The 25,725-nt window shown below is 57.7% G+C and carries 14 protein-coding genes and 2 pseudogenes; 9 read left to right on the forward strand and 7 right to left on the reverse strand.

Going from position 1 to position 25,725, the window contains the following annotated elements; genetic code table 11:
• The first annotated feature begins 350 nt into the window (after positions 1 to 350).
• The 7 genes from AC3WLN_RS06355 (at position 351) to AC3WLN_RS06385 (ending at position 12,125) form a co-directional block, all read left to right on the forward strand.
• Positions 351 to 1,208 (forward strand): site-specific integrase, encoded by an 858-nt coding sequence (locus AC3WLN_RS06355; RefSeq protein ID WP_492480214.1) that lies wholly within the window; start codon positions 351 to 353, stop codon positions 1,206 to 1,208.
• Between the two features lie 1,048 nt (positions 1,209 to 2,256).
• Positions 2,257 to 2,946 (forward strand): hypothetical protein, encoded by a 690-nt coding sequence (locus AC3WLN_RS06360; RefSeq protein WP_492480215.1) that lies wholly within the window; start codon positions 2,257 to 2,259, stop codon positions 2,944 to 2,946.
• Between the two features lie 11 nt (positions 2,947 to 2,957).
• Positions 2,958 to 5,279 carry a UvrD-helicase domain-containing protein gene (locus AC3WLN_RS06365; RefSeq protein ID WP_492480216.1) on the forward strand — a complete coding sequence of 774 codons (2,322 nt, stop codon included), beginning with the start codon at positions 2,958 to 2,960 and terminating at the stop codon, positions 5,277 to 5,279.
• Positions 5,280 to 5,447: 168 nt separating this feature from the next.
• Entirely contained in the window at positions 5,448 to 6,002 is a 555-nt protein-coding gene (locus AC3WLN_RS06370) for a recombinase family protein (protein ID WP_492480217.1), read from the forward strand.
• A gap of 27 nt (positions 6,003 to 6,029) precedes the next feature.
• Positions 6,030 to 7,631 (forward strand): type I restriction-modification system subunit M, encoded by a 1,602-nt coding sequence (locus AC3WLN_RS06375; protein ID WP_492480218.1) that lies wholly within the window; start codon positions 6,030 to 6,032, stop codon positions 7,629 to 7,631.
• Positions 7,628 to 8,941, forward strand: coding sequence for a restriction endonuclease subunit S (locus AC3WLN_RS06380; protein WP_492480219.1), 1,314 nt, complete (start codon positions 7,628 to 7,630; stop codon positions 8,939 to 8,941). Before AC3WLN_RS06375 ends, AC3WLN_RS06380 begins: the two co-directional genes overlap by 4 nt.
• Before the next feature lie 46 nt (positions 8,942 to 8,987).
• Positions 8,988 to 12,125, forward strand: a complete 3,138-nt coding sequence (locus tag AC3WLN_RS06385; protein ID WP_492480220.1) for a type I restriction endonuclease subunit R — start codon at positions 8,988 to 8,990, stop codon at positions 12,123 to 12,125.
• A 43-nt stretch (positions 12,126 to 12,168) separates the two neighbouring features.
• Here the strand turns inward: AC3WLN_RS06385 and AC3WLN_RS06390 are convergent, their stop codons facing one another.
• Positions 12,169 to 14,565 (reverse strand): hypothetical protein, encoded by a 2,397-nt coding sequence (locus AC3WLN_RS06390; RefSeq protein WP_492480221.1) that lies wholly within the window; start codon positions 14,563 to 14,565, stop codon positions 12,169 to 12,171.
• A 72-nt stretch (positions 14,566 to 14,637) separates the two neighbouring features.
• Between AC3WLN_RS06390 and AC3WLN_RS06395 the strand changes: the two genes are divergently transcribed.
• Complete coding sequence (locus AC3WLN_RS06395; RefSeq protein ID WP_492480222.1) at positions 14,638 to 14,916, forward strand: helix-turn-helix domain-containing protein; 279 nt, start codon at positions 14,638 to 14,640, stop codon at positions 14,914 to 14,916.
• Between the two features lie 406 nt (positions 14,917 to 15,322).
• On the opposite strand, the gene AC3WLN_RS06400 is transcribed toward AC3WLN_RS06395, so the two are convergent.
• The 3 genes and pseudogenes from AC3WLN_RS06400 to AC3WLN_RS06410 form a co-directional block, all read right to left on the reverse strand.
• Positions 15,323 to 15,667, reverse strand: coding sequence for a DUF3768 domain-containing protein (locus AC3WLN_RS06400; protein ID WP_492480223.1), 345 nt, complete (start codon positions 15,665 to 15,667; stop codon positions 15,323 to 15,325).
• Positions 15,668 to 15,671: 4 nt separating this feature from the next.
• Positions 15,672 to 16,331 carry a hypothetical protein gene (locus AC3WLN_RS06405; RefSeq protein ID WP_492480224.1) on the reverse strand — a complete coding sequence of 220 codons (660 nt, stop codon included), beginning with the start codon at positions 16,329 to 16,331 and terminating at the stop codon, positions 15,672 to 15,674.
• 247 nt (positions 16,332 to 16,578) lie between these two features.
• Positions 16,579 to 16,912 (reverse strand): annotated as a pseudogene (locus tag AC3WLN_RS06410) (helix-turn-helix domain-containing protein); the annotation flags it as partial.
• Between the two features lie 349 nt (positions 16,913 to 17,261).
• On the opposite strand from AC3WLN_RS06410, the gene AC3WLN_RS06415 reads away from it, so the two are divergent.
• Positions 17,262 to 21,323 carry an alpha/beta fold hydrolase gene (locus AC3WLN_RS06415; protein ID WP_492480225.1) on the forward strand — a complete coding sequence of 1,354 codons (4,062 nt, stop codon included), beginning with the start codon at positions 17,262 to 17,264 and terminating at the stop codon, positions 21,321 to 21,323.
• A gap of 656 nt (positions 21,324 to 21,979) precedes the next feature.
• Here AC3WLN_RS06415 and AC3WLN_RS06420 read toward each other — a convergent pair.
• The 3 genes and pseudogenes from AC3WLN_RS06420 to AC3WLN_RS06430 all read right to left on the reverse strand — a co-directional run bounded on the left by AC3WLN_RS06420 (position 21,980) and on the right by AC3WLN_RS06430 (position 25,106).
• Positions 21,980 to 23,148, reverse strand: a pseudogene (locus AC3WLN_RS06420) (alpha/beta hydrolase).
• 154 nt (positions 23,149 to 23,302) lie between these two features.
• Positions 23,303 to 24,211, reverse strand: coding sequence for a hypothetical protein (locus AC3WLN_RS06425; RefSeq protein WP_492480226.1), 909 nt, complete (start codon positions 24,209 to 24,211; stop codon positions 23,303 to 23,305).
• A gap of 118 nt (positions 24,212 to 24,329) precedes the next feature.
• Complete coding sequence (locus AC3WLN_RS06430; RefSeq protein ID WP_492480227.1) at positions 24,330 to 25,106, reverse strand: hypothetical protein; 777 nt, start codon at positions 25,104 to 25,106, stop codon at positions 24,330 to 24,332.
• Positions 25,107 to 25,725 lie beyond the last annotated feature (619 nt).

Consider the following 25,725-nt stretch of genomic DNA (forward strand, 5'->3'; position numbering starts at 1 on the left):
AGAAGACGACCGTCAGCTTCATGGGCGTCCTCTGTCTTGCCGCGGCCCTCGATTGGCTCAAGCGATGACAGACCCTAGCCTCTTGGGTGCTAACGCGTCATGGGCTCGAAGTGACACCAAGCAGCCGTCTTAAGCTACTGCAACAGGTCGCCGAGGCCGCGCTCGATGCGGGCTGGGCAATGAAGCGAGCCGCGCAGGGCGACTATACACCAGACCCAAAAGCTGCTCGGTTCCCAGCGATTGCAACCGGAGCCCCAGCGTCAGGCATCACCCTCCTCAGCATATTCGAGCATTGGCAGAGGGAGACAAGGCCGTCCCCTGCTACGCTGGCAACATGGAAGCCCGTTCTTGTGTCCCTACGCCTCCACGTCGATGACCAGCCTGCTGCTCGGCTGACGGTCGAAGACATCACGACTTGGAAAGACAAGCTGATTGCACAAGGCCGTTCGGCCAGCAACATCAACGGCACCTACCTCGCATGCATCCACGCCCTCCTAGCCCACGGCGTACGCAGCGGTCTGATTTCGCAGAACGTAGCGGCGGGAATTGGTGTGAAAGTTAAGCGCATAGCCGGCACAAGTATGCTGCCCTACGAAGACACGGAGGTCGCGACACTTTTGGCACTTGCTGCCAAACAGGAGCATGTAGCTCGGCGTTGGATACCCCTGCTGGCAACGTGCTCCGGTGCGAGAGCGGGCGAACTCGCACAACTCTGGGCCGAGCGCGTGCGCGAAATCGATGGTATCCTCGCGATGGAGCTGCGACCCGCTGAGGACGGCGGCACATTCAAGAATGCCGGTTCAGAGCGGGTCGTACCACTGCACCCGGCGCTTGTTGAGGCAGGTTTCCTAGACTTTGTTCGAGAAAAAAGGCGTGGGCCATTGTTCTACGGCCGAAGCACGGGACATGGCGAGCGCCATGCCTCGAAGGGCACCGTCAATCACCTTGCTGGTTGGATTCGCAAACAGCCCGGCTTCGACAATCGACGCAAAGCACCGAGCCATGCGCTACGGCACTGGTGGAAAAGCACCGCTTCAAGGGTCGGCATTCCTGACAGCCGTGCCGATGCCATTCAGGGACATAGAACACACGGTGAAGCCGCTCGATACCGTCATTTTGACCTCGCAACGCTCGCAAGAGACGTAGCTTGTATACCCGTACCTGGGATCGCGAGTGCGTGGGGGTCTAATGGATCGACTTCGCGATAAGAAGGGCTGCGCGGATGCTGATCAGCAGGAAGGACCTTGTGGACGCGAGCTCGCCAGAGGCGCTCGTCAAACGCATCCTACAAGCCGAGCCAAACCTTTCGGCGTCCGTGCCAATCCATGAGCTGTGCGCGCGCGTCGGCATCCTGAGGGTCGAGGACGCCGAGACTGCATAGTTCGAGGGCGGCGTCGTTACCGATGCGAAGCGGTTCGAAGGAGTTATCCTTGCCAAGCAGCGGAGGCAAACCGCGCTGCCACTTCACCATCGCGGATGAACTCGGCAACTTCCTGATGGCGCACCAAGTCCTAGATCAGGCCGGCCGGTTCCTGTGCAGGAATTCTGACCTTCTGCGCCTTACGGCCAAGGCCCGCGACCAGCGGCAGCGCAGGGAGATAGAGGTCAACCACTTCGGCGCTCTCGTGCTGATGCCCCTGCACCTGCTGCGGGACGCGATAACGGCTTTCGCGCCTCCGAATTGCAGATAAGCACTACAACCGCCGTCGTCGGGAATGCCGGGCATGCGAGATCCTGCCTCGCATCGCGCGCTGCGGAATCGACTGATGTGAGCGCTTGGGTCGGCACTGCTGGGTCAGGAAGCTCACCCTGACGCGACCGACCTGCTTTCGCCGCTTCACCTTCTGCTACGAACCGCGCGTCGACATCCATATCGCCCCCCAACGGTATTTGTTTACGGACTCGTTCCACGACGAGTGCCAAAAATTGTATTGAGCACTCCTAAGAGCTGGGCGACGAGTTGTGCATCAATTAAAAAAATCGGTTGCGGAGGGTAGTGCTGGGAAATGAATTGAAGCTCACGCAAGAGCAATTATGGTATGCACGGCCGCTTTTCAAACGGCGATCATAATGATAGGTTTTAGTACCTCAAAAGGCGCATATTATAATAAAATGAATATACTCAAGCCTCGCCTGGGTTCGATCGATCAGGGATCCATTTTCTCATGCGCAAGAGCTCTGAGGTACGAGAATTCTGCTGTATACGGCATTGTACTTACTGCAAGGTGTGACATAGTTCAAGAAAAATTTCCAGTCTTGAACTATATACCAATCGTGACATTAGATGATTGGCTCCAATGTGATGGCGCGGAAATTCTCAAAACAAGAGCAATAAGCGATACCGAGTCTCGTCTGCACTCCTCAATGACAGCCGTCGACGTAGCTATCAGCTTGTTAAATTCTCAAACCCCACATGATATATTGATGAATATTTTTATGGCAGAGTCTGCTGTTCCAAAAATAAAAAAGGGCCTTCCAAAGTTCGCTGAGATTGTTTCAAAAATCGTGTTCTTAGAAGATTTTGAAATAAGCTCTACAGAGCATATAAAGAAACTATACATTGAAAACGCGAGTTTATCAAGAGCGGTTTTGAAGGAGCTGGTTTATCATAAGCTTAGTGGATACTATTTTTTTGAGCAGGTAACAGAGGGAGGGAGTAAGGACGGATTCGTTGCCCTTCTCCGTGAGGTCGCAAATATCCCTCGCGTGCTAGCAAAAAAAATATCAGAGGGGATAGATAAAGATGATCAATTATTCCAAGATCTTCCACATTTAACGCAGCTTTTGAATTTTAAGCACGAAACGTTTGCGATGCCGTTAGGTGAGGTTCCATCCCCTCAACTAGAACATTTCATGCAGGTTTTTTCCAACCTGTTTGGGAGAATTGGCATTGAAGACTTAGATGAAGATTATGCAAATAATATTGTAATAAGACAGCCACGTTGATTGGAAGAAAAATGAAATACATCGTATTAGACTTGCAAGCGATTGACGAGTTCGTAAGCAATCGATTTTTGCAATCAACCGAGTACGAAGCCGGGGCTAATCTCGCATGCTGTCTTATGGGCGAAAAACATGAAACTGAGATTGCAGCAAGGATTAATGCTGTTTCAAATAACGATGGAATATTTATGATTAGAGGGGGTGAAAGTCCTACGTCGAAGTACCTTATCATAGATTGTGAGCAATCTGAAATATTCAGTGGAATGAATAGATCCGATACACTATTCGCATTTCAGAAGTTGATACGTTTCTCGAAGAAACTGTGGCAAGGTTTTACGTTGACATTTTCGGAAAGGGTATTCTCTGGTACTTCCAAGGCCGTTCTTTTTGTCCGTAAAGGGTATCAACCGGCTCCTTTCAGGATAACTCTTGAGAAAGATCCATGGGGTGAACGGCTTGCTAAGCGTGGGCATAAAGGGAATTTTATTCTTGCTTACAAAGCTGGACATGAGGGGGGGGATGCAGCGAAGGAAATTGCTGGCCTTACAAATTTCCGGAAAGCTTATGAACTCATCACGGAAACAAGCGGAAAGCTGACTATAAAGAAAATTTCTAGCACAGGTAATGTTGAGGCTGGTAATCAGCTAAATGTATCAACACTTGCTGACGTGGATGGGAAAAGTACCAATTCGCTATTCAAGGCCTATAGCGACTGGCTACCCTTGATGACGACTCAGCAGCGTAGATTTGTGGAGGCGCCGCTTGGCGTCCCATATCGAATTGAAGGGGCGGCAGGAACAGGGAAAACCTTGTGCTTGATGCTCAAGTCTATTTATTCGTTGAAAGCTGCAGAACAGGAGGATCAGAATCTCAATCTTGTATTTGTTACCCATAGCGATGCCACTAAGCGATCCATACTTGATGTCCTCAATGTGATGGGTGGGCAAATCTATGTTAGTGCAGACAGAAATTCGAGTTCGCAAACCCTGAAGGTTTGTACTCTGTCTGAATTATGCGCGGAGGAATTGCGGCAATCGATCAGTGCGTCCGAGTTTATTGATCGTGATGCGATGGAGTCGAAAGGGCTTCAGTTACTCTATATTATGGAGTCTATAACTGAGGTCATGGAAGTAGATTTTCCATCACATGAGAGGTTTCTATCGGAAAAATTTGCAAGCTTCATGCGCGCAGACGATAAGTGGAAGCTTGCAGAAATGCTTCAGCATGAAATAAGCGTCGTTATTAAAGGTCGCGCTGCGGAAAATCTTGATGTTTACAAGAAGCTTCCGCCTTTAAAATATGGAGTTCCTATATCAAGTAATTCGGACAAGGGCTTCGTATATACTGTTTTTAGGGCATATCAAAAGAGACTGGGTGCCGTGGGGCAATTCGATACTGATGACGTGGTCATTTCCGCTATAGGTCAATTAGACACCCCAATCTGGCGCAGGCGTCGTGTCCGAGATGGATATGATGCTATTTTTATAGATGAAACTCACTTGTTCAACATTAATGAGTTGAGCATATTCCATTTCTTTACTAAAGTTTCGGGTCCTTACGCTATAGCTTATTCGGTCGACCGTTCTCAGGCGGTTGGAGATAGAGGCTGGACTACCCACGATATTACGCTCGGCCTTACGGCGCAGGAGGGCGATGAATCCTCAAATGAAGGTGAGCGTATAAATACAGTATTTCGGTCGTCGCCTGATATTGTTAATCTCGCCTTTTCAATCGTGTCGTCAGGTGCAACGCTGTTCACGAATTTTGACAACCCGCTCGATCATACCGCTTCGGGTTTCACTGACGCTGAGGAAAGGTTGTCTGAAGCACCAGTATTTCTTAGCGTGCCAAACGAATCAGCGATGATCGATGTCGCGTTCGAGCGGGCTGAGCAGCTACAAAAAGATCTCGGATGTAAGCGCAGCGAAATATTGATTGTCACGTTGGATGAGAAAATACTCGATAAACTTTCTAGCTTTGCGCATGAAAAAAACAAAGCGCATTTAGTTCTACGCAAGCGTGGAGATTCATTGGCAGTAAAATCAGCAAGTGCGTCGGGGCAGATGATTATCGGTCATGCTGACTACGTTGGTGGTCTAGAGTTCTTTGCAGTGGTTCTTGTCGGAATCGATGGAGGCCGAGTTCCTCCGGCGGCAGACGATCTCAATGAAAGCAGCAAGAATTTTCTGAGCTATGCTTCCCATAATCGCCTTTATGTCGCGGTAAGTCGGGCGAAATATCGTGTAGAGTTTATTGGTGAAAAAGCGAGAGGGCCGAGTAAGCTGTTGACCTCGGCGATTGCGGAGGGACTTTTGAACATACGGGATGCTGAATAACGATTTTAATGGAACGGCATTTTTGTGTTTCCACGTAGCAGGCGTAACTCCAAGGTATACCCCTGCGTGACGTAACTCTTCGAGGCCGGCTAGCGTCACATCGGGGTTGACGGGGCTATTTGACGTTACGGTACTGACCTTGGGCCTAACACCTTGAGGTGACACCCCATGGCCCGCATCGGTTACGCCCGCGTCAGCACCCTCGACCAAGATCTCGACACCCAACTCGCTCGCCTCAAAGCCGAAGGCTGCGGCATCGTTCGCTCAGAGAAAGTCTCTGGGGGCTCGCGCCACGGCCGGGCCGAACTCGCCACCGTCATCGAGTTTCTACGCCCAGGCGATGAACTGGTCGTCACCCGCCTCGACCGTCTCGGGCGCGACACGCGCGATGTGCTCAACCTGATCCACGAGGCCGAGCAGCGTGGGGCCTTCGTCACCGTGCTCGACCCGCATGTTTCGACACGGGGCGAAATGGGCCACGTCGTGCTGACCGTTCTCGGCATGGTGGCGCAGATGGAGAGACGCTTCATCAAGGAGCGGCAGCGTGAGGGCATTGAGCGGGCGAAGGCTGAGGGCGTCTACACTGGCGGTGCTCGCCGGCTCGACCGCGAGCGCGTTCGAGCCCTGCACGCCGAGGGCATTGGCCCAGCCGCCATCGCTCGTGCGGTCGGCTGCTCGCGGATGCAGGTCTATCGCGTGCTTCAGGAGCAGGCGGCAAGCTGATACAGCTCTGCTTGGTACGAAGAGCATGTGAGGGTTGAAGCGGTGGCGCAGCGCGGACGACCGAGGAAGATTGCGGGAAGCGACACCATCCCGGCGAAGAAGGCCGTCGGGAACGGAGGCAACCTCGGTTTCGAGGCCGAAATGTTTAAAGCCGCCGACAAACTGCGCGGCAACATGGAGCCCTCAGACTACAAGCACGTCGCGCTCGGGCTTGTCTTCCTCAAGCACATCTCCGATGCCTTCGAGGCGAAGCATGCTGCGCTCCTCGGGGAGGATGCAGCGGCGGCCGAGGACAAGGATGAGTACGTCGCCGAACGCATCTTTTGGGTGCCGAAGGATGCCCGTTGGTCGCACCTGAAGGCGAATGCGAAGCAACCGAGCATCGGGACGATGATCGACGATGCGATGCGAGCTATCGAAGCCGAGAACCCATCGCTCAAAGGCGTCCTGCCAAAGGACTATGCCCGGCCCTCTCTCAACACAATCATGCTGGGCGAGTTGATCGATCTATTCTCCAACATCGCCATGGGCCGCGAGAGCGGCGAGTCGCTCGACATGCTCGGCCGCGTCTACGAGTACTTCCTCGGCCAGTTCGCGGGAGCAGAGGGCAAGCGGGGGGGCGAGTTCTACACGCCTCGATCCGTCGTGCGCCTGATGGTCGAGATGCTGGAGCCCTTCACCGGCCGTATCTACGACCCATGCTGCGGCTCGGGCGGTATGTTTGTTCAGTCGGAGCGCTTCGTAGAGAGCCACGGCGGCCGGCTCGGTGACATTGCCATCTATGGCCAGGAGTCGAACTACACGACGTGGCGGCTCGCCAAGATGAACTTGGCCGTGCGCGGCATCGACGCGGACATCCGCTGGAACAACGAAGGCTCGTTTCACAAAGACGAACTCAAAGACCTCCGCTTCGACTACATCTTGGCCAATCCGCCATTCAACGACAGCGATTGGGGCGGCGAGCGCCTGCGAGAGGATGCGCGCTGGAAGTTTGGCGTGCCGCCGGCTGGTAACGCCAACTTCGGCTGGCTCCAGCACATCGTCCACCATCTCGCGCCTGCTGGGACGGCAGGCGTTGTGCTCGCCAATGGCTCGATGTCGTCGAACCAGTCCGGGGAGGGAGACATGCGGCACGAACTCATTCGCGCCGACATGGTAGATTGCATGGTCACGTTGCCGGGGCAGCTATTTTACTCGACACCGATACCGGCTTGTCTGTGGTTCTTCGCCCGCAACAAGAACCCCGGCAATGGCATGCGCGACCGGCGGGGCGAGGTCCTGTTCATCGACGCTCGCAAGCTCGGACGCATGGTGGACCGAACCCGGAAGGAGTTTACCGAAGGCGACATCGCCACGATCACAAACGCCTATCACGCATGGCGAGGCAAGCGGGAGGCAGACGACTACGCTGACGTGCCGGGTTTCTCAAGAGCTGCGAAGCTTACCGAGATTGAAAGCCAAAGCTTTGTGCTGACGCCTGGGCGCTATGTAGGCGCGGCTGATATCGAGGGCGACGAAACGCCGTTTGAGCAAAGAATACTAACGTTACAGGCAGACCTGGAGGGGCATTTCGAGGAGTCAGCGCGACTAACCTCCGCCATTCAAACACGGCTTGCGCAGATCATATGAACACAGGACTTCGGCTTGGGGATTGCTGCCTCAAAATTGGAAGCGGCGCGACACCGCGCGGCGGAAAAAGTACGTATTCTTCCGCCGGGCCATTTGCTCTTATTAGAAGTCAAAATATAAGGAATGAAGGATTTGAGCGCGTCGGACTTGCGTTCATTTCTGCCGAGCAGGCCGATGCGCTCAACGGAGTTACTGTTTTTGTCGGTGACGTCTTGCTGAACATCACGGGAGACAGTGTTGCTCGCGTGTGCCAAGTGCCGAGTCATGTCATTCCAGCTAGGGTCAATCAGCACGTCGCAATAATTAGACCTGATCCAACCAAGATCGATCCGAGATTTCTGCGTTTCTATCTAATCTCGCCTCCTATGCAATCTCATATGCTTGGAATGTCGGCGGCAGGCGCTACGCGGAACGCTCTGACTAAAGGAATGATCGAGAACTTCCGCGTTCCTGCTTTGGCGATACAGGAGCAGAGAAAAATCGGAGACCTTCTTGGCATTCTTGAGGACAAGATCGACCTCAATCGGCGCATGAACGAGACCCTGGAAGGGATGGCGCGGATGATCTTCAAGGATTGGTTTGTCGATTTTGGGCCGGTGCGCGCCAAGATGGAAGGCCGCGATCCGCCCGGCCTTGCGCCTGAGATAGCGGCGCTTTTTCCGGATCGGTTCGGTGAGGATGGGCTGCCGACAGGCTGGGTCCAGCTTGCATTGGCTGAGGCCGCCAATCTCTCCTCTGGAGGAACTCCTTCTAAGGCCGAGCCGGAGTTCTGGGGTGGATCGATCCCGTGGATCAGTCCGAAAGCCATGACAGGCATCCACGTCTTCGATGCAGAGGATCGGGTTACCGAGACAGCCGTCGGGCGCGGAACACGTCTGGCTTCGAGCGGCTCGGTGTTGGTGATGGTGCGCGGCATGGGCCTTCACGACGGCGTGCGCATTTCTCAAGCCCGTAGGGAGGTGGCGTTCAATCAGGATGTCAAAGCAGTCATTCCAAAGCGACTGGACGGAGTTCACCTCCTTTACGGCCTCCTCGAAAGGAGTAATTGGCTGTATTCAAAGGTGGAGTCATCCGGCCACGGAACTGGCAAGCTGCCTACGGATGTTATCGAGAGCATCTGTTTTGCAGTACCCCCCGAAGATATTCGAGGTAGTCTAATCGATATAATTATATCTTTGAACGACAAGATCGCTGAGAACGAAGCCGAGGCTCGCACCTTGGCCGCTCTTGGCAAACTAATTCTCCCTAAGCTGATGTCCGGAGAGCTTCGCGTCAGAAACGCAGTGAAGTTGGTGGAAGAGGTCGCCTGATGGAGTCGGCCGCCGCAGCAGTCGTGAGCGTCGAGGAGGTTTCCCTATGGCGTTCCTAACCGAAGCGGTGGTCGAACAGGCACTCATCGAGCAGCTTCGCGATCTCGGCTACGCCTATGCGACCGATGCCGAGATCGGGCCAGACGGGGCTGCGCCGGAGCGGGCGAGCTACGGTGAGGCCCTCCTTCGTCCGAGACTGAGCGCCGCCGTCGCCCGCCTAAACCCCGGCATCCCGGAGGCAGCTCGAAACGATGCGATCTCGAAGATGCTCCAAACGGAGACGCCGACGCTCGTCACTGAGAACCGGCGCATTCACAAGCTGCTGATCGAGGGCGTTCCGATCGAGTTCGAAGGGTCTGACGGATCGATCCGGGGTGGGCACGTCCGACTGCTCGACCTCGATGATCCCGAAGGAAACGACTGGCTCGTCACCAACCAGTTCACCGTGGTCGAAGGCGGAGCGAACAGGCGGCCGGACACCATTGTTTTCGTGAACGGCCTACCGCTCGGCGTGGTCGAGTTGAAGAACCCCGGTAGCGGCACTGCGAGCCTTGCTGGAGCCTACAACCAGCTTCAAACCTACAAGGCCCAGATCAGCACCCTCTTTCGAACCAACGCGGTCCTTGTGACCTCGGACGGGCTGACGGCGCGGATCGGCTCGCTCACGGCGGATGCCGAGCGATTCATGCCCTGGCGCACCACTGACGGCATCGAGATCGCGCCGAAGGGGCAGCCGGAGCTTCAGACGCTGATCGAGGGCGTGTTCGACAAGAAGCGGTTCCTGGCCCTCTTGAAGGACTTCGTCGTGTTCCGCGACGGCATCGAGATCGCGAAGGTCCTGGCCGGCTACCACCAGTTTCACGCCGTCCAAAAGGCCGTGCGAGAAACCGTCATCGCTTCGGCTAAGAACGGCGACCGCAAGATCGGCGTCGTCTGGCACACACAGGGTTCGGGCAAGAGCCTGCTCATGGCTTTTTATGCCGGCCAAATCGTCAAGCACTCGGCGATGGCGAATCCGACCATCGTCGTGATCACCGACCGCAATGACCTTGACGATCAGCTTATGGGCACTTTCGCGTCCTGCGTGGACCTGATCCGGCAGGTGCCTGTTCAAGCCGCCGACCGCGACGACCTCAAGGCCAAGCTCGCAGTCGAGGCCGGCGGTGTGATCTTCACGACCATGCAGAAGTTCGCGCCCGAGAAAGGTGAGACGAGCTTCCCGCTCCTGACTGAACGCCGCAACGTCGTGGTCATCGCCGACGAGGCCCACCGCAGCCAGTACGGCTTCGGAGCCAGAGTGGATGCGAAGAGCGGTGCGCTCTCCTACGGCTTCGCCAAGTACCTTCATGACGCACTGCCGAACGCCTCTTTTATCGGCTTCACCGGAACGCCCATCGAGAAAGAGGACGTGAACACTCGGGCGGTTTTTGGCGACTACATCGATGTCTACGACATCAGCCGGGCCGTTGAGGACGGTGCGACCGTCCCGATCTTCTACGAGAGCCGACTCGCCCGGATCGAACTTAACGCGGACGAAAAGCCGAAGCTCGACGCTGAGATCGAGGCGCTGACTGAGGACGAGGCGAGCAGCGAGCAAGAGCGGCTCAAGCGGAAATGGGCTACGGTCGAGGCCCTGGTTGGCACAGGCAAGCGGCTCGACATGGTCGCGGCGGATTTGGTCCAGCACTTCGAGGATCGCTCCGCCGCGCTGGGCGGCAAGGCCATGATCGTGTGTATGAGCCGGCGCATCTGCGTGGCTCTCTACGATGCCATCGTGAAGCTACGCCCCGACTGGCACAGCAAAGACGACACGCAAGGGGCCTTGAAGGTGGTCATGACCGGGGCCGCGAGCGATCCGCCCATTTGGCAGCCGCATATCGGCAATCGAGCACGCCGCGACCTGATCGCGAAGCGCGCTAAGGACCCGACCGATGCCCTGAGGCTCGTGATAGTGCGGGACATGTGGCTGACGGGTTTCGACGCGCCCTGCATGCATACGATGTACATCGACAAGCCGATGCAGGGGCATGGCTTGATGCAGGCCATCGCGCGGGTGAACCGCGTCTTCCGCAACAAGGAAGCCGGGCTCATCGTCGATTACATCGGCATCGCTCAGAACTTGAAAAGTGCCCTCAGCGTCTACTCCCCTGGCGACCGCAAGGAAGTCGAGATGGAGCCAGGCGCGGCCGAGGCCGTGCTCCGGGAAAAGGTCGAGATCGTGCGGGCCATCTTCCATCGCTTCGACTACGCCTCGGCCCTCCACGGCTCGGCCGGCGAACGCCTCGCCATGATGGCGTCCGCCATCGAGTGGGTGCTCGACCTTCAGCAGAAGGCGGCAGCCGAGGAGACCTCGGAGGAGGGCAAGAAGAAGGCGCTTCGCCGCTTCGACGATGCTGTGGTCGCGCTGACGAAGGCGTTCAACCTCGCGTCGGCCTCGGACTTCGCTCGCGACATTCGGGACGAGGTCGGCTTTTTCCAGGCGGTCAGGGCCGCTTTGATGAAGTCGGCACCCGGTAGCGGAGTGTCCTCGGCTGACCGAGACCTCGCGGTGCAGCAGATCGTCAGCCGCTCGGTGGTCTCGACCGAGATCGTGGACATCCTTAAGGCCGCCGGAATCACCACGCCGGACATCTCGATCCTGTCCGACGAGTTCCTGGCTGAGGTCCAGACGATGAACCGGCCAAATCTCGCGCTGGAAGCGCTCAGGAAGCTAATCGCGGGCGAGGTGCGATCTCGCAGCCGCACGAACGTCGTCGAGACCCGCGCTTTCTCTGAGCGTTTGGACGCCGCCATCGCCCGTTACCACTCGAACGCGCTGACGACCGCCGAGGTGCTCCAGGAACTGATCGCCCTTGCCCGCGAAATCCGCGCCTCACAACAGCGGGGCGAGGAGCAGGGCCTCTCGCCCGACGAGATCGCCTTCTACGACGCGTTGGCAGAGAACGAGAGCGCCGTTCAAGCTATGGGTGACGTGAACCTACGGGTGATCGCTCACGAGCTTCTCGTGCAGGTTCGCGGTAGCCTATCGGTCGATTGGGTGCATCGAGAATCCGCCCGCGCCCGCCTCCGTGTGCTCGTGAAGCGCATCCTACGTAAATACGGCTATCCGCCCGACCTCCAGGACATAGCTGTGCAGACCGTGATCCAACAGGCCGAGGTGCTCTCGGCGCGGTGGGCCGCCTGACGGGCAGATTGCCTGTCGCCGTCCTGCTCTGTTTCGGTGCAGCTCACCGACAGCGCACCCACTCCGACACCCGCCCCTGTTGCCGCAGCACGAAGCCGTCGCGCGTCAGCCGGTACGTGCTCGATTGGAAGATCTCGGGCACGGTGGCATCGTCGATGCGGTGAGAGCCGTCGATCTCCCAAGCCCCGCGCCCCAGCGCCCGGACCGCGTTGATGCGCTGGGGGAACTCGTACTCGTAGGCCCCTGTGCGAGTCTGCGGCCCAAACTCCATCCAGGCATATCCCTCGTAGTCGTCCTGATGGCGGCCCGGATCGGCGCAGGCGCGACGGTCGGCGAACCACCGCCCGCGCAGCTCCTGCGGAAAGGCGGCGCGGGCATCGCGGAACACAATCTCCGGACCCGCGTCAGGGTTTGCCCCTGGGCAGAGGGCGCTGAAGCCGGTCCTGATGATCGGCTCGGTCGAACCCGGCAGCGAGTCCGCCCACAGGTTCTGGCTAAGGTCGAGGAACTGCCACCTTGGCGTCTCGGCAGGACGCTCCCGCAGTTGGTAGGTGCGGCCGTCGAACGCCAGCCGTTTGGCGGAGCAGTTCGCTTGAAGCGTGATGGTCCGGTCCGGCTGATCGTAGCAGGAGCGGAAGCCCTCGACATTCTCCTCACCCTCGTACTCGGTGCAGAAGGTCAGCCGCTCCTTCGCCCCCGACCGGAACGTGGCAGACGCGGTCTCGCTACCCTGGCCCTTCAGCGCCACCGCAACCTGGGACGCCCCGTGCGTGATCGAGACGGCGAGGTCGGAGAGCTGCGTGGAGAAGCGCAGGGGCGGGGCCAGGGCCACGACCTTGAAGGCATTCGCGCTCGCCCAGCCGCCCTTCAACACCGGATGCTCGACCTCGATGAGCTTGCGCGGGTTGTCCGCTGCCGGCACGCCGCCGGGCTTCAGCACGTTGCCCGGAACCATCAGGCGGCAGGCCGGCTCCGCCAGGACTGCTGCCCGGCGCGCATCGCCGGTCTGGCTCATGATGCGTTCGTAGCCCGCCCGGTCGGGACAGAACACCGATCCCACCGGGATGACGCACCAGTCTCCTGGCCTGCACCAGCCCCGCGAGGTCGGCGTCGGTGTCGATATCAGGTCGAGGTCGACAAAATCGCCCCGTGCGGCGTAGTAGAGCGTCGGCACCAGAGGAGTGCCCCCGACCATGTTGAGTAGTGCGATGGCCTCCCCTTGAGCTGTCGCGACTTCGAGGGCAGCGCTATCAGCGATCTGTAGGCATCCCGCCGCCCGCTTCGCCTCCGGCGTCGGCAGCGTGAGGCTTTCGGCCTGGGTGCAGATCCAAATCGGTGGTCCCGGCCGCACGGCGCAGAAGCCGGGTACGCGGCAGGCGGTGGTACCAGCCTGATCGACCGGCGCGAACACGCTGACCGGCAAGTAGCCGACGTGACGGCCCTGCTCGGTCGCGTAGACGACGTTCGGGGACTTCGTTGTCTCGATCATGAGGGAGCGGCCGGCGGCGACGATTTCGCAGGTGCCAGCCCGAACCGCCGTGAGGCCCATCTCCCGTCCTTGCACGGACCCTGCCCCGGCAATACGTGCGGCGTCGTCGAGGTTGCAGGCGAAGGCCGGCTGCGCGAGCCTGCAATCACCTGCCACCCGGCAGTCCAGCGACGTTGAGGCGGCGAACGGGGTAGGCTGCGGGGCCGCATTCGGCGGCGTAAGACTCGGTGGGGTAACTGAGGGCGCGGCCTGCGCAAGCGGCGCGGGTGGGGTGCGCTCCTGCCTAGGCGAGGGCTCGACTGACGGTCGCGGCAGCGGCTGCGAGCGGGACGACGTCAAAGGTGGATCGTCCGCCGGGAGTCGCTTCAGCGTGGAACTTCGGGGGGGCTGAGTGGCTGGGGTGTTGTCGATGCCGCGACCTCCGTTCATCCGGGCAATTGTGTCTGCGGCGCTGCCGGGCACGGGAGGCTGCGGCGGGCGCGCCTCGGCTTCGCCTGAGATGCTCCTGCCCTCTCCTTTCAAAAGCTGGTTGAACTCGGCGAAGACAGCCTGATCGAAGGTAGCGGCGTTGAAGTAGACGATGGCGGCGTTGCCGATAGCGAGGCCGTAGACCTTGCAGTCTGAGGCCCCCTGGATCCGTGCCATGTTGCGGGCGGCAGTCAGCCCGTCCGGCCCCAACCGCTTACTTTCCACCCAGCGGTAGGCGTCCTGCCGGTTCAGGAAGGCATCGATGTCGGCAAGCGCCGCGCCCATCTTGTCGGAGTAAACACACTTATCCTTGCTCGCCTCGTAGGCGGCGATGGCGAGCGCGCCGCTGCCGAAGACGTCGTACTGGGATTGCGCCCGGCAGACGCTTGGGACGAGGCCCACGACCGCCATGGCGGCCACGCCGATGCGGCGCAGGGCCTGCGCGATCCGCTGATGCCACCCCATCGAGTTCCCCTCGTCCATCGTCTGCCTCGTCTGTAATGCGGGACTGTCGGTCCGTCGATTGTCAAGCCGCTGCTCTGGCCCTCTCGCGCGATGGATGCGCGCTCAATCATCGGCTGGAACCTACGGCGGCTGCGCGTCGCGCACGGGCTGTCGCAGGAACGGCTCGCGTTGGCCGCCGGCATCGACCGGGCCTATGTCGGTCGCGTCGAGCGCGGCTCGGAGAACGTCACCATCACGACGCTGGAGGCCATTGCGGGCGCACTCGCGGTGCCGGTCGCCGATCTGCTGCACGAGCCCGCACCGGGTGCGCCCCGGCCGCTGCCGCTGCGAGCAGGCCGACGCGCGAAGAGTGAACGAGCGCCGACCTGAGAGGCGAGCGACGCGGGTGAGGCTGCCGCTCATATCTCGAGGTACGGCGCGATCCGCACGAGCACATCCTAGGCGGCCGTGATCGTCGCCCGCATCTGCAGGTCGAGGTCGCAGTGCATCAGGTTGGACGCAGCCAGCAGCCAGCAGCCACAGCAGCACGGCCGTCATCCGCTTCGCGTCGGCTAACCGCCGGATGCCGCCCTCGAGGTGCAGTGGGCAATCACCCGGTGCGAACGGCCGGTCCTGGCGGATCAAGGAGGGCCAGCCGCCCAGCCGTTCATCGCTCGCCGGCTCGACCACAAACAGTGCGACCCCGGTGGGTGTATTCGCGTCGGCCGTGCCGCGCACCAGCCAGGGGCCGGAGGTCGGTTTGCCGGCGGCCGACAGCTTGCGCCCGCCGACCACCTCAATACTCCTCGGCCAGCACGACGGTGAGCACCCGCACGGTCACCGCCGGGTTGGCGGGGTCAGGCGAATGCCCGTGCAGGTCGCCGTCGTAAGCGTCGATTTTCCAAAGGGCGCGCAGATCGCTGGCCGTGAACGCCCCGACGTCGTGCTCGCCGTGCGAATCGTTGTCTGCGTTGAAGCGCTCGAAGCCTCGCACTGCCGCTGGGACGGCGGCGCGAGTAGCTTCAGGCAAGGCTGCGATGCCGGCTGTGACGACGACCCGCCCGCCGGAGAAGCTCCGGCGGAAGGCATTGTTGAGGTCGCGCACCGGATGACGGCACTCGGCCTCGCGCGAATGGGCCACGGTGCTAGCCCAGCCCCTCCCGCGAACCGGGCGGCATCAGCGCAAGATCCTTGCGAGCGCGGGCAATTTCCGGCTCAGCGGGGAAGTCCCGCCATTGTAGGATAAAGCGGTCGTCCGCCTTAGTGTAGAGAACGACCGCCTCCCACCAGCCTTCCATGGGACCTTGGCAAGCAAGCACGGTGCTGCCGATGCCGATGCTGGCCCAGTCACCTGGGGCCTTGGGGGCACCGCTAGGGCCATCCACCCCGCCCTTGCCGCCCGAGCTTGCCCCAGCGGGCTGAGGGGCCTCAACGGGCTTACCAGCGGCTTTGACGGGCCTAGGCTTGTCGAGGGTGCCGGTAGCAGCGAGTAGCCGGTCGTAGAGGTCACCCTTCACGAAAGGGACGAAGCCCTTGCCGCTTGGGAAAAGCCGGCCGGCGGGCAGGCGCTCGGCGAGGCTCCGCAGGGTCTCCGTGTCGGCAACGGCGAGGTGCAGGCCCATCTGCCGGGCAGCATCCTCGGCTCCCTCTATTTCCTTGCCGGCGAAGCGCGAGGCATGGGGCCGCCCCCGCTCGTCGCGACCGAACAGGATGATGGCCGGCAGCGATTGGGCAGCAGGGGCAGGCGGCGTCAGCAAGGGGGGCGGCATGTGCGGGACCGCGGCGAGGGTGATTTCAGTGCGCAAGGAAGACCTCCTGAAACGAAGAGGCCGCCCGGAGGCGGCCTCGTGAGGGGTAGGATGTGCCCTGCCGACGCAGTGCTGACTGGCCTGTTGGCAAAGCTCGGCGCAGCGGCGTCATGGGCGGCATCCTGGTAATCGCGGCAGTGCCAACGATATAACCTTGTAACAGGACTAATGTCCTATTGTCAACCTCGGGTTGTCAACGGTTCGAAGGCGATGGTTTTGAGGGAGCGCGCCGCCCGCTACCGTGTTCGACCAGCGCCTTGAGGGCGTCGCGCTGGTCGGCGTTCAGGCGCGGACGGGCACCAGGGGCCTTGCTGTCGATCAGCCCGGCAGGGCCATCGGCGTTGAAGCCTATGACGAAAGTCGCGCACCGTCTGCAACCCGACCACGCCAACCTCGGCCGCCCCCGAACGCAGACCACCCGCGGCGATCACAGACAGCGCCAACAGGCGGCGGGTCTGCGCCGGATCACGTGAACCCTTGGCCAGACCGCGCAAGGCTTGCGCGTCGAAATCCGATCGCAGCGGCACTGGAGGAGCCATCGCATCCTCCTCAGGCTGAAAACCCAAGGACTGAATCACAGCCCGCTCAGTACCGCCACTCAGTGCGAGTCCTGATCAACGATGCCTAGTATTACGACTAGGTCGGCTGCTATCCCTTCATGCCAGCAGAGCGAGGAGAATAAGATCCTTTTCTTTGGCGCGGAGGTTAAAGGCTGGATCACCCTATTGTCTTCTACATTGAGCAGCCCGAGCTGCTCGGCCGGCTCCGCGGTCAGCAGATGCTTGCCAAATGACCACCTTTTAGAGGATGCTCTCAGAGCAAGACGGGAATGCACTGAACCAGTCGCCTCCTTGTCAACCAAGTAGACGCTCGAAGCGCTTAAAAAAGTACAGGCAATCTATGCAAGGAAATTGGCTAAGAAAATCAGTGAGCGGGAACACTGTTGTATTTATTCATGGTGTTTTGTCAAGTTCAGATGCTTGGCGGCATCCTACCGGTGCTTATTGGCCTGCCATATTGCATGATGAGCGCGATCTAGAGAACTACGGTATCTACGTATTTGAGTACGGAACAGGCTTGTTTTCTGGGACGTACAGCTTGTCAGATGTAGTAGACTCTCTTAAAGAATTTTTTATTTTGGACGATGTTATAGATTCATCTGGTATAGTTTTTATCTGCCATAGCATGGGCGGCATCGTCGCAAGGCGATACATTGTCCAGCGAGCAAGTGAACTCATAGCATCAAGCAAAAAGATAGGCTTGTATTTAGTAGCAAGCCCTTCACTTGGATCGGCATACGCAAACTGGCTTGGACCACTCGCTCGAGCGTTCGAGCACACTCAAGCGGACGTTCTCCGATTCGAGCAGACAAATGTTTGGCTGAACGATCTTGATCACGATTTTATTAATTTGAAAGAAAGCAAAAAACTTAACATCATAGGCAAAGAGATCGTAGAAGACAAATTCTCGATATTGAGAAAATGGTGGCGGAAACAGGTTGTAGAGCCATTTTCAGGCGCACGTTATTTTGGTGAGCCATACAAAGTACCCAATTCTGACCACTTTTCGATCGCCAAAATCGAGAATTCATTGGCAGTCCAACACAGATTGTTGGTAAAATTTCTGAAGGAGTTTGCACCGGTCGGATTGCCTACAGAGAAAATCTCTAAAACCAAGCATATAACCGCTACTACTTCTCGGCTTGATGAAACGTATAGTGGTGCGCTGGAACAAGCCCGTGTAGATTACGTATCCGATGCACCAAGGGTGATGAGGGCTGTCCTCCCGAGATTGAAATTGATAAACTCAGCCTTAGAGATTTTAGCGCCCTTAGTGGATGCAGGTACTGCTCAAAGTGTCACTCTGATCGGATCAGGAGGATCGGGTAAAACTACACTTGCTACGATGATCGCAGATAATACACGTATCCGTACTCGGTACCCTGATGGTGTGTTTTGGGTTACCGTTGGTCAGAGTCCAGACATTGCCGCGCTCCATGTCAATTGGACGATGAGTCTGCCCGACCGACCAATTACTTTCCTAAATATTGATGCATCAACTGCCTTTCTTCGTTCTTATTTCAAAAGCCGCTCCGCCTTGCTGATCATCGATGACGTGTGGGACGTCACGGACCTATCATACTTCGCTGTTGTAGGTGCATCGTGTAGATCTTTGATCACGACCCGCGAAATGAAGATAGCCACCGCCGCCGATACCGTTTTACTGAAGATTGACGCGCTCTCGCTAGCAGAGTCAAAAGAGCTGCTCAGCATTTCTTCTGGCAAAGAACTCGAAAATGACCTTAACGCAAATTCCCTTGCTGTTAAACTTGAAGGCCTCCCGCTTGCTTTGGTGCTTGCCTCTTATCAGCTCAAAACTGGCATTTCAACAATAGAGCTCAACTCTGCCCTCGAAGCCGAAGTCACCGCCCTGAATCTGTTAGATGTTCCAGGGTTTGAACATGAAAAAAGGTCGGAGATTGCAAAAAATTTAAGCCTAAACGCTTGCATGAATCTTAGCATTCGCCGCCTTGGGTCTAATGATGCTCAGCGTCTGGCTTTGTTGTCATCCTTAGAGCGTGGTCAATCTTTTACAGCAACCACGGCTAAATACCTCTGGGGTGATTTTGATTATCAAGACCCAAAAAATACTCTCAGAACTTTTTGGTCAATGTCGCTTTTGGAACGTGTCGACGAAACAAATACTAGTCATCCAACCTGTTACCGAATGCATTCTTTAGTTAGGTCTCGGTGTAAATCGATGCTCGTAGCTGCGGGGGGCGGCGAACATATGATTGCAGCCGCTCTTACGGCGATGCTGAGGAACATCAACGGCGAGTATCCAGCGCATTGGGACAAATTGGATTTGCAGGACAACCATTTATCTGAAAATATAGTCCAGTATATTTGTAATAGTGGCAACCCGGAACCTCTTCAACATATTCTCACATCGCGCGTGAATGATTCGTCTACTTACTCGCCAAACGCTTGGCGGACTTACCGGGATGCACACTCTAGACCAGAGGAATTTGCGCTAGATATTCAGAAAATTAGAGCTCGTGGCTCATCAAAGGTACGAGATATTCTGGAGTTTGATATATTAACGCGCGGCGCGCTGACTTGGATATCGTTACTTAACATGAACAAGGAGATCGACGCTAGTTTATGCGTAGCGTTAGCAGATGCTCGGCTTTGGAGCGACGGCCTTGCAGCTGCACATGCGCGTCGCCGCTTCAGGCCGCAGGAAATGCTTTCCGTCTCTCACGCACTGGCTGAGCCACTTAGGACGCAACTGGTTTTATCTGCGTTTACCGCTGCATGTATAAATCAATCGAAGATTGAATTGGCTTCCGATCTTGTAGAGTGCGCTGTTCTTGTAAGAGGAGAAGCAGCGACCGACGTGATTAAAAAAGCTACCGCCGTGGTATACTTCCATCTATCTGGCATAAAGTCGTGGGATCGGTGGGAAAATATAAGTTATTACTCTCTTGAAGTGATGCGCGCTGCTATCTTTATGGAGACGAATCATGCGCCTTCGCTGTCTTTGGAACCGCTGATTGCCCGTTCTGTCGATACTTTCCTGCGCAGTTTGTACAAATGGACGTCCGACAACATTAGACCACTTCAGGCAGCTCAAAAGGATGAGCATATCAAGTTTGTACTAATGATCGAGACTGCTCTGCACCTAGCTCAGGTGGGACCGCTTCGGTTCAGAGACGTAGCATCTAAAGCGCTGATTTACATCAACAGCCAGATTGCTAACACAGATGAATACGGGATCATTTCTGCAAAAATCTGTTTGCAGCTCAATATCCTATCGCATCAGGCTTTGAAGAGCATGCTTGTAGATATGATTTGTAGAAAATCTGTGTACGATATCGTTGGAGAGGCGAGTATTAAACTCAGACTGTCGCCAAGCGAAGGGTTAGAAGGGTTGGTCAGGCTTATCATCGACGCCTATAAAGACGACAGCGATTTCTTTGACCGTGTTTGGCAGGAAAAGCCTCTTAGTCGCGTTGCCCTGAGTTTAATTGAGCCATACTTCGTTCTATGGCTCAACAGATCAACCCCGCTTGAGGGGGATTGGCTTCGAACTAAGTGGTTAAGGGAGCTTCTACGTGGATTAGAGGATCGAGGCTCGTTTCTCCCTCAGGGATCCGATCGAGTGAGCCTACAGCGAGGCTTCGGGCAAGTTGTATCGCACTTAGTTTCCCTGGGCCTTGCTGAGGGACGTATTACAAATGCGACCCTAGCAATGGATTTGTTGCGGATCCGCGACGATGTGGACCGAGTCAGTTTGCTTGAAGCCATCTTACCTTGTTTACCCGCTCTCACGATCGACACTGCTGAGAGGATTTGGGTCTCGTTCTCCCATCGGGAGAGTGAGGGGCTTGCATGTTTAATCCTAGGAGCGAAAGTGCCTGCTGAGGCGCAGTTGAGCTACTTAAAAAAAGCGACTACCGCGTTCGTTGCTGCGGAGGCTACAGTGCCAGCTTTACGTGGGCTTTCCGCGTATGGTCGTTACTACGACGGTGAGCATGCGCACGAAATTGCCCGTGCGGCCGTGTCGTTCGCCAGTGGGATTGGTGACGCAGGACGATTAAAAGCGTTCTACGCGATTGCGTCTCTGGATCTACCTCTGAGCGATAGAATGGCGAATCTGCGAGCACCGTTCTGGTTCTCTCCGGACACGATGCCCGTCCATGGATCAATAAGCCCGCTTCAGCGGTCACAGAGCCTGATTTGTAAGCCATTCTGGAAGCATGATGATGCAAGCGAGCTTGACAAAAAACGCTTCCACGATGTTTCGGATCATGATTTCCTTGAAGGAGTTTGTGCTTATTTGTCGGATCTTGTTTTGGACGAAGAGCGTAGCATTGTTTACAAAAAGCTATCCGACATCGCTTGTGAGCTTTCTTTACGAAACATTAAAAGTCATTCATCTGTTATCTCAAGGGCCATGTACGACACGGCGCTAATGTATCCTTGATATATGCAGTTTGCCGCTATGATATATAAATCATAAATATCTATCGCGATATAAATTTCAATTTTCGAAGACATCTGCTTAGCATCGAACTCATTTTAGTTCTGTCAGGGGAAAAATCCACTTTATCAATCTCGTCGATTCCTTTTTTCTTTGGTATGAAGTCGACCGCGTAGGTGTGCGGGACTAACTTAGAGCCTCCCACGGCTCTACTCCAGTCGACGAATTGGCATTGAGCAAAAACCTCAGGTACCTCTACTGGAAGCTTTCAAGAAGGATGCCTTGAAGGGGCGGAGCGAAACATCAGATCGAGGATGCGTCCGCTGCTCGGCAGCAGCGTGCGGTAGAGGTTGGTGACGGCTTCGATGGCCGCCTCGTCGATATGTGTGACGAAGCGGGGCTGCGCGTAGAACAGGGTGTCCGGCGACTTGTCCTGCTTGGCAAATGCCTAGGAGGGTAGCTCGGTGAGGGTTGTCATCGCATTCCTGTTCGCTCGCATCGACTTACAGCAGAAGAGGCTTATTCGACGACGAAGCCCAGTCGCAACCGTGAGCCCGAAACATGAGCCCCGATCCTCGGCACTGTGCTGAGAGTGATCGTCGCGCCTGCCTTCCAAGGGATTGGGAACGATGGGCGATGACGCGACTACGCTTGCAGCCTCAACGGGCCTTGGTCACGACCCAATCCATGATGGCATCGGCAACCGCGCCGTTGTTCAGCTCCAGCATCATCATATGGCCGTTGCCGTGGATGCCGAGATCCGCGAGCGCGAGACGATCCGGCTTTGCACCAGCCTGAGCGAGAAAGGCCCCCGTGCAATCGTCCATCGTCGCTCGGAATGAAGCCTCCCCGGTAACGATGACTGCCGGCACTTTCGCGAGGTTCGGAAGCTGCCGAGCTGGTTCAGCCTGGAGCCAGCAGCGAATCTGACCAGGTCTGGTTGGCTGGCAGCCTGTACCACTGTTAAATCGGCTGGCGAGCCCACCGGTGGCTCGAAGCGGAGCGGCACACGAGTAATGCCGTAGGGCCGGGCGCTAGCCTCACCGACACGCTCGTACCATTCCTCTCCACGCTTGAACTTGATGTCATAGAAGGTTGGCCCGTTCGGCTCGACGGCGACATGCGCCTTCACGAGGTCGGGCCGCTGGTCGGAGATCGCCCAGCCGAAAACCCCGACCTGCGAGTGGGTCAGCACCACTGAAGGACCGATCTTCTCGAGGAGGGCGATAAGCGCCGGATTGACCAACTCCTCGCTCTTCAGCGCATTCGCGATGTACGGCACCTGCGAGAGGTAGAACTGGTCGAAGGCGGCGTTGCCCCGTACACCCAGACCTCGCGGCCATTGGGTATGAAGCCTCGCCTGCGGGAACAATTCGAACCGCTCCTGGCTGGTGAAGATGCTTTCGAGGTCACCCGGAGCAAGGCGGGCGTAGGGGCCGTAGACCTCCGGGTTGTCGCCTGACCGGCCTCGGCCGACCTGATCAACGACGTAGACGGCAAAGCCGCGCTCGACGAAGTGATCCACCCATCCCTGCCGGTCATCGGGGGTGGCGAGAAAGTTGACGCCGGTCTGCGCTGTGCCGTGCACCAGTACGACGGGATAGGGCAGGGTCACCTCAGCCGGGGCGTGGAACTGGACGAACATCTGCCCGGTAGCGAGTTCCTTTCCGCCAACGGTCTCGTAGCGACCACCGACGAAGAAGTAGCCCTCACGCTGGGCCGGTTTAAAGGTCGCCGGTACGCTGGGTGTGACGGCGGCAGGTTCGGCTTGGGTCGTCACTGTGAGCCCGAACAGGGCGCAGACCCCAAGCAGCGCTGGCTTCCGCATCGACATCCTCCCGTGGACGTCTGATGCGTCCTGATGGAAGTACCGGCGCGGGAGGCAGAGCGTGTCCATCCATAGGTCTCGCACGCTCGGCACGCTCCACGGGCAGCTGGTCGCTGCAGTGCTGTGTACGGTCCTTAGGAAAATCGCCGGGCCATCATCCTGGCACCCAGTCTGATCCGATTAAGTGGTCAAAACGAGCAGCCGACGCGGGCAAGAGCAGATCGCGGTAACCCCAGGTCGCACTATGCGAGGCGACCGCCAGTTCGAGTTCGATGGCCCGAAGATCGTTCGGCAGGTCATGCACCGGCAGGGCCGCGAGTTGAGAAACCCGAACGCAGCCCTGTTGGGTTGCCGTCGGGACGTTCCACTGGTGATGCGCCAAGCGGCACGCGCCCTCGACACCAGCGTCACCCGCCTCGACCGCTGCTGCTGCCCGGAAGGCTAGGAGCGAACCCAGCGGCTGCTCGTCGAAGCGTCCCGAGAGATCGTGGTAGGGGCCGGTTGTCGCTGCCGCCGCAACGGTGATCGTGATGCTGTCCTCGCGAGTGGCAAGGCTCGACTGGACCGAAATGGCGAAGCGGCCGTGCCACGACAGGTGATCGAGTCCGAGCAGTCGAAGAGACTGGTTGAACTCGCTGGCGAGGCGGCGCGGCGTGTAATCAGCAAAGGCTGCAATCGGATCTCGGTCCAGAATGACGCCGCCGAAGGCGACCCAGCCGTGCGGCTTGGCCCGGAGAAGCTGGCGGCAGGTTCCGGTCAGCCAAGCGTCGCCGAGGGCGCGACATACGGGACAAGCAGCCGAGGTGCAGGGCGCTGAACTGCTGCACTCGGCGAGGCGGCGTCTGCCCCACTGAGCGAGGGCACCGGGTATCTCGTCGCTGAGATACCGGGCGAGAAGGGCCTGATGACCCACAATCTGAGCCAAGGCGGGGGAGGGACTGACAAAGCGAGCGCGGTTGTGGAGGCCGGCGCGCCACAGGTTAGCGGCGCCGGGGCCGCTGCACCCGCCAGCCGCAACATCGCGGTCCATAGCTTCGATTTCGGCGAGAAGTTCTGTCGACATGAGCGCTGGTCCTCTTGGTGAGGCTGCTCGCGGCAGCCCCGAGCCTTTACGGGACCGGGTGGAGGCCCTTCTCAGCCGTTCGGCAGGCCTGGGCTCTTACAGAGGTGCCGCTCAAGTCTTAACGTCGTCGAGTTCGAGGCTGAATTGCTGCGAGAGCATGCTCTCGAGCTTCGGCGGCTCGGGACGCCGTTCCGGCTTCGAAGTTGATAGCTTTCAACAAGGCCCGACCCTCTCCAGCAGCGAAGCTGAGCGTGTCAAGAGTTTTGCCTGACATGATGTTGGCCATACGAACGAGATCACCAGGGCCAAGCTGATACTTCTTCGTCCTAAACCGACCCGTAGTGGGTGTCGTGATCTCACCAGTGTCGTCGTCGGCAAGAGTCTCCTTCATGGGGTAGATTCGGTACTCATTCACCGGGGCCTTCAGCATGTAAAGGACCTGCCCCTCGATCTCGTCGGGCTGAAGTTCCCGACGGTGAGCTGCCTTCACCCCTGGGATCATGGTGCTGACCCGCCGGTTGATGCCGTCGCGCAGCTCCGTCATTTGCTGGGCCGTTACCCCCCAAACTAGTAGGTGAACATGCCAGGAGACAGCTTTTTGCATGCCATGCAGCACCAAACCGACGTTGCTGTAGAGCGCAGCTTCGACCATGCCGACAAAGCTACAGCCGGGTAGCATCGCGCGTGCCCATTGCTGAAGTGGGAATGGATCGAAGCCGCTCGCTTGATCCAAGGGGTCGGTGAATCGCTCCGCAATGAGGGTGACCCAAAACACCGGCGTGCTCCGGGGGAGCGAGTCGGTGAAGCGGATAACGTGGGCGGTGGCGATCCGGGCGTAATTGATCCGAGCGGTGTAATTGTTAGCCGGTATGTAGAGGGCCGAACTGGGCTCCATATCGATTTGCGCTTCGCGCGTTAGCTGAACATGATTCTTGTGGCCCAGGTCGAGGTAGCGGGCGATACGCCCAGGGTCCTCTGTGTGGGCCGCGATGAACCGAGGCCACGTGTTGAGCGGCTTACGGGCCGGTGGCCGAGGCTGTAGCTTGGGCCGTACACGTCTGGGTCGGGCACGAGGGGCTTTGATGGCGGTTTTGGCTGTAGGTGCCTCTGGCACGGTGGCCGAGGGCATCGGTGGGCTGAATGGTGCCCTGTTTCGACGTTTGGGCGTGGTGGGCTGCGTTACAAAGGTTTGAGCCCCGCTGCCGCGTTGTTGCGTTGTATCGTCTGTGTTTGTCAGACCATTGAGAGGTCCATGTCCCCGTGCAATGATGATGTGTTCAGGAATGTGAAAGCGGGGCATGTTTTCAAATCCTAGTTGTGTGACACAACTGATTTACGGCGCGCCAATCCTTGTTCCTTCGCGCATTTGCAATCCGCGCCCGCGCGAGAGCCTCGTTGATTATATCGAGAGCAGACGCGTCGTCTAAATTTAAAGTGAATATCCACTGTTTTAAATCGATATCGAATCCATCATCAAACGTGTGAGCTAAGTCGACGACTACGGTCGCAAAGAT

This window comes from Methylobacterium sp. FW306-05-D (assembly GCF_058782155.1).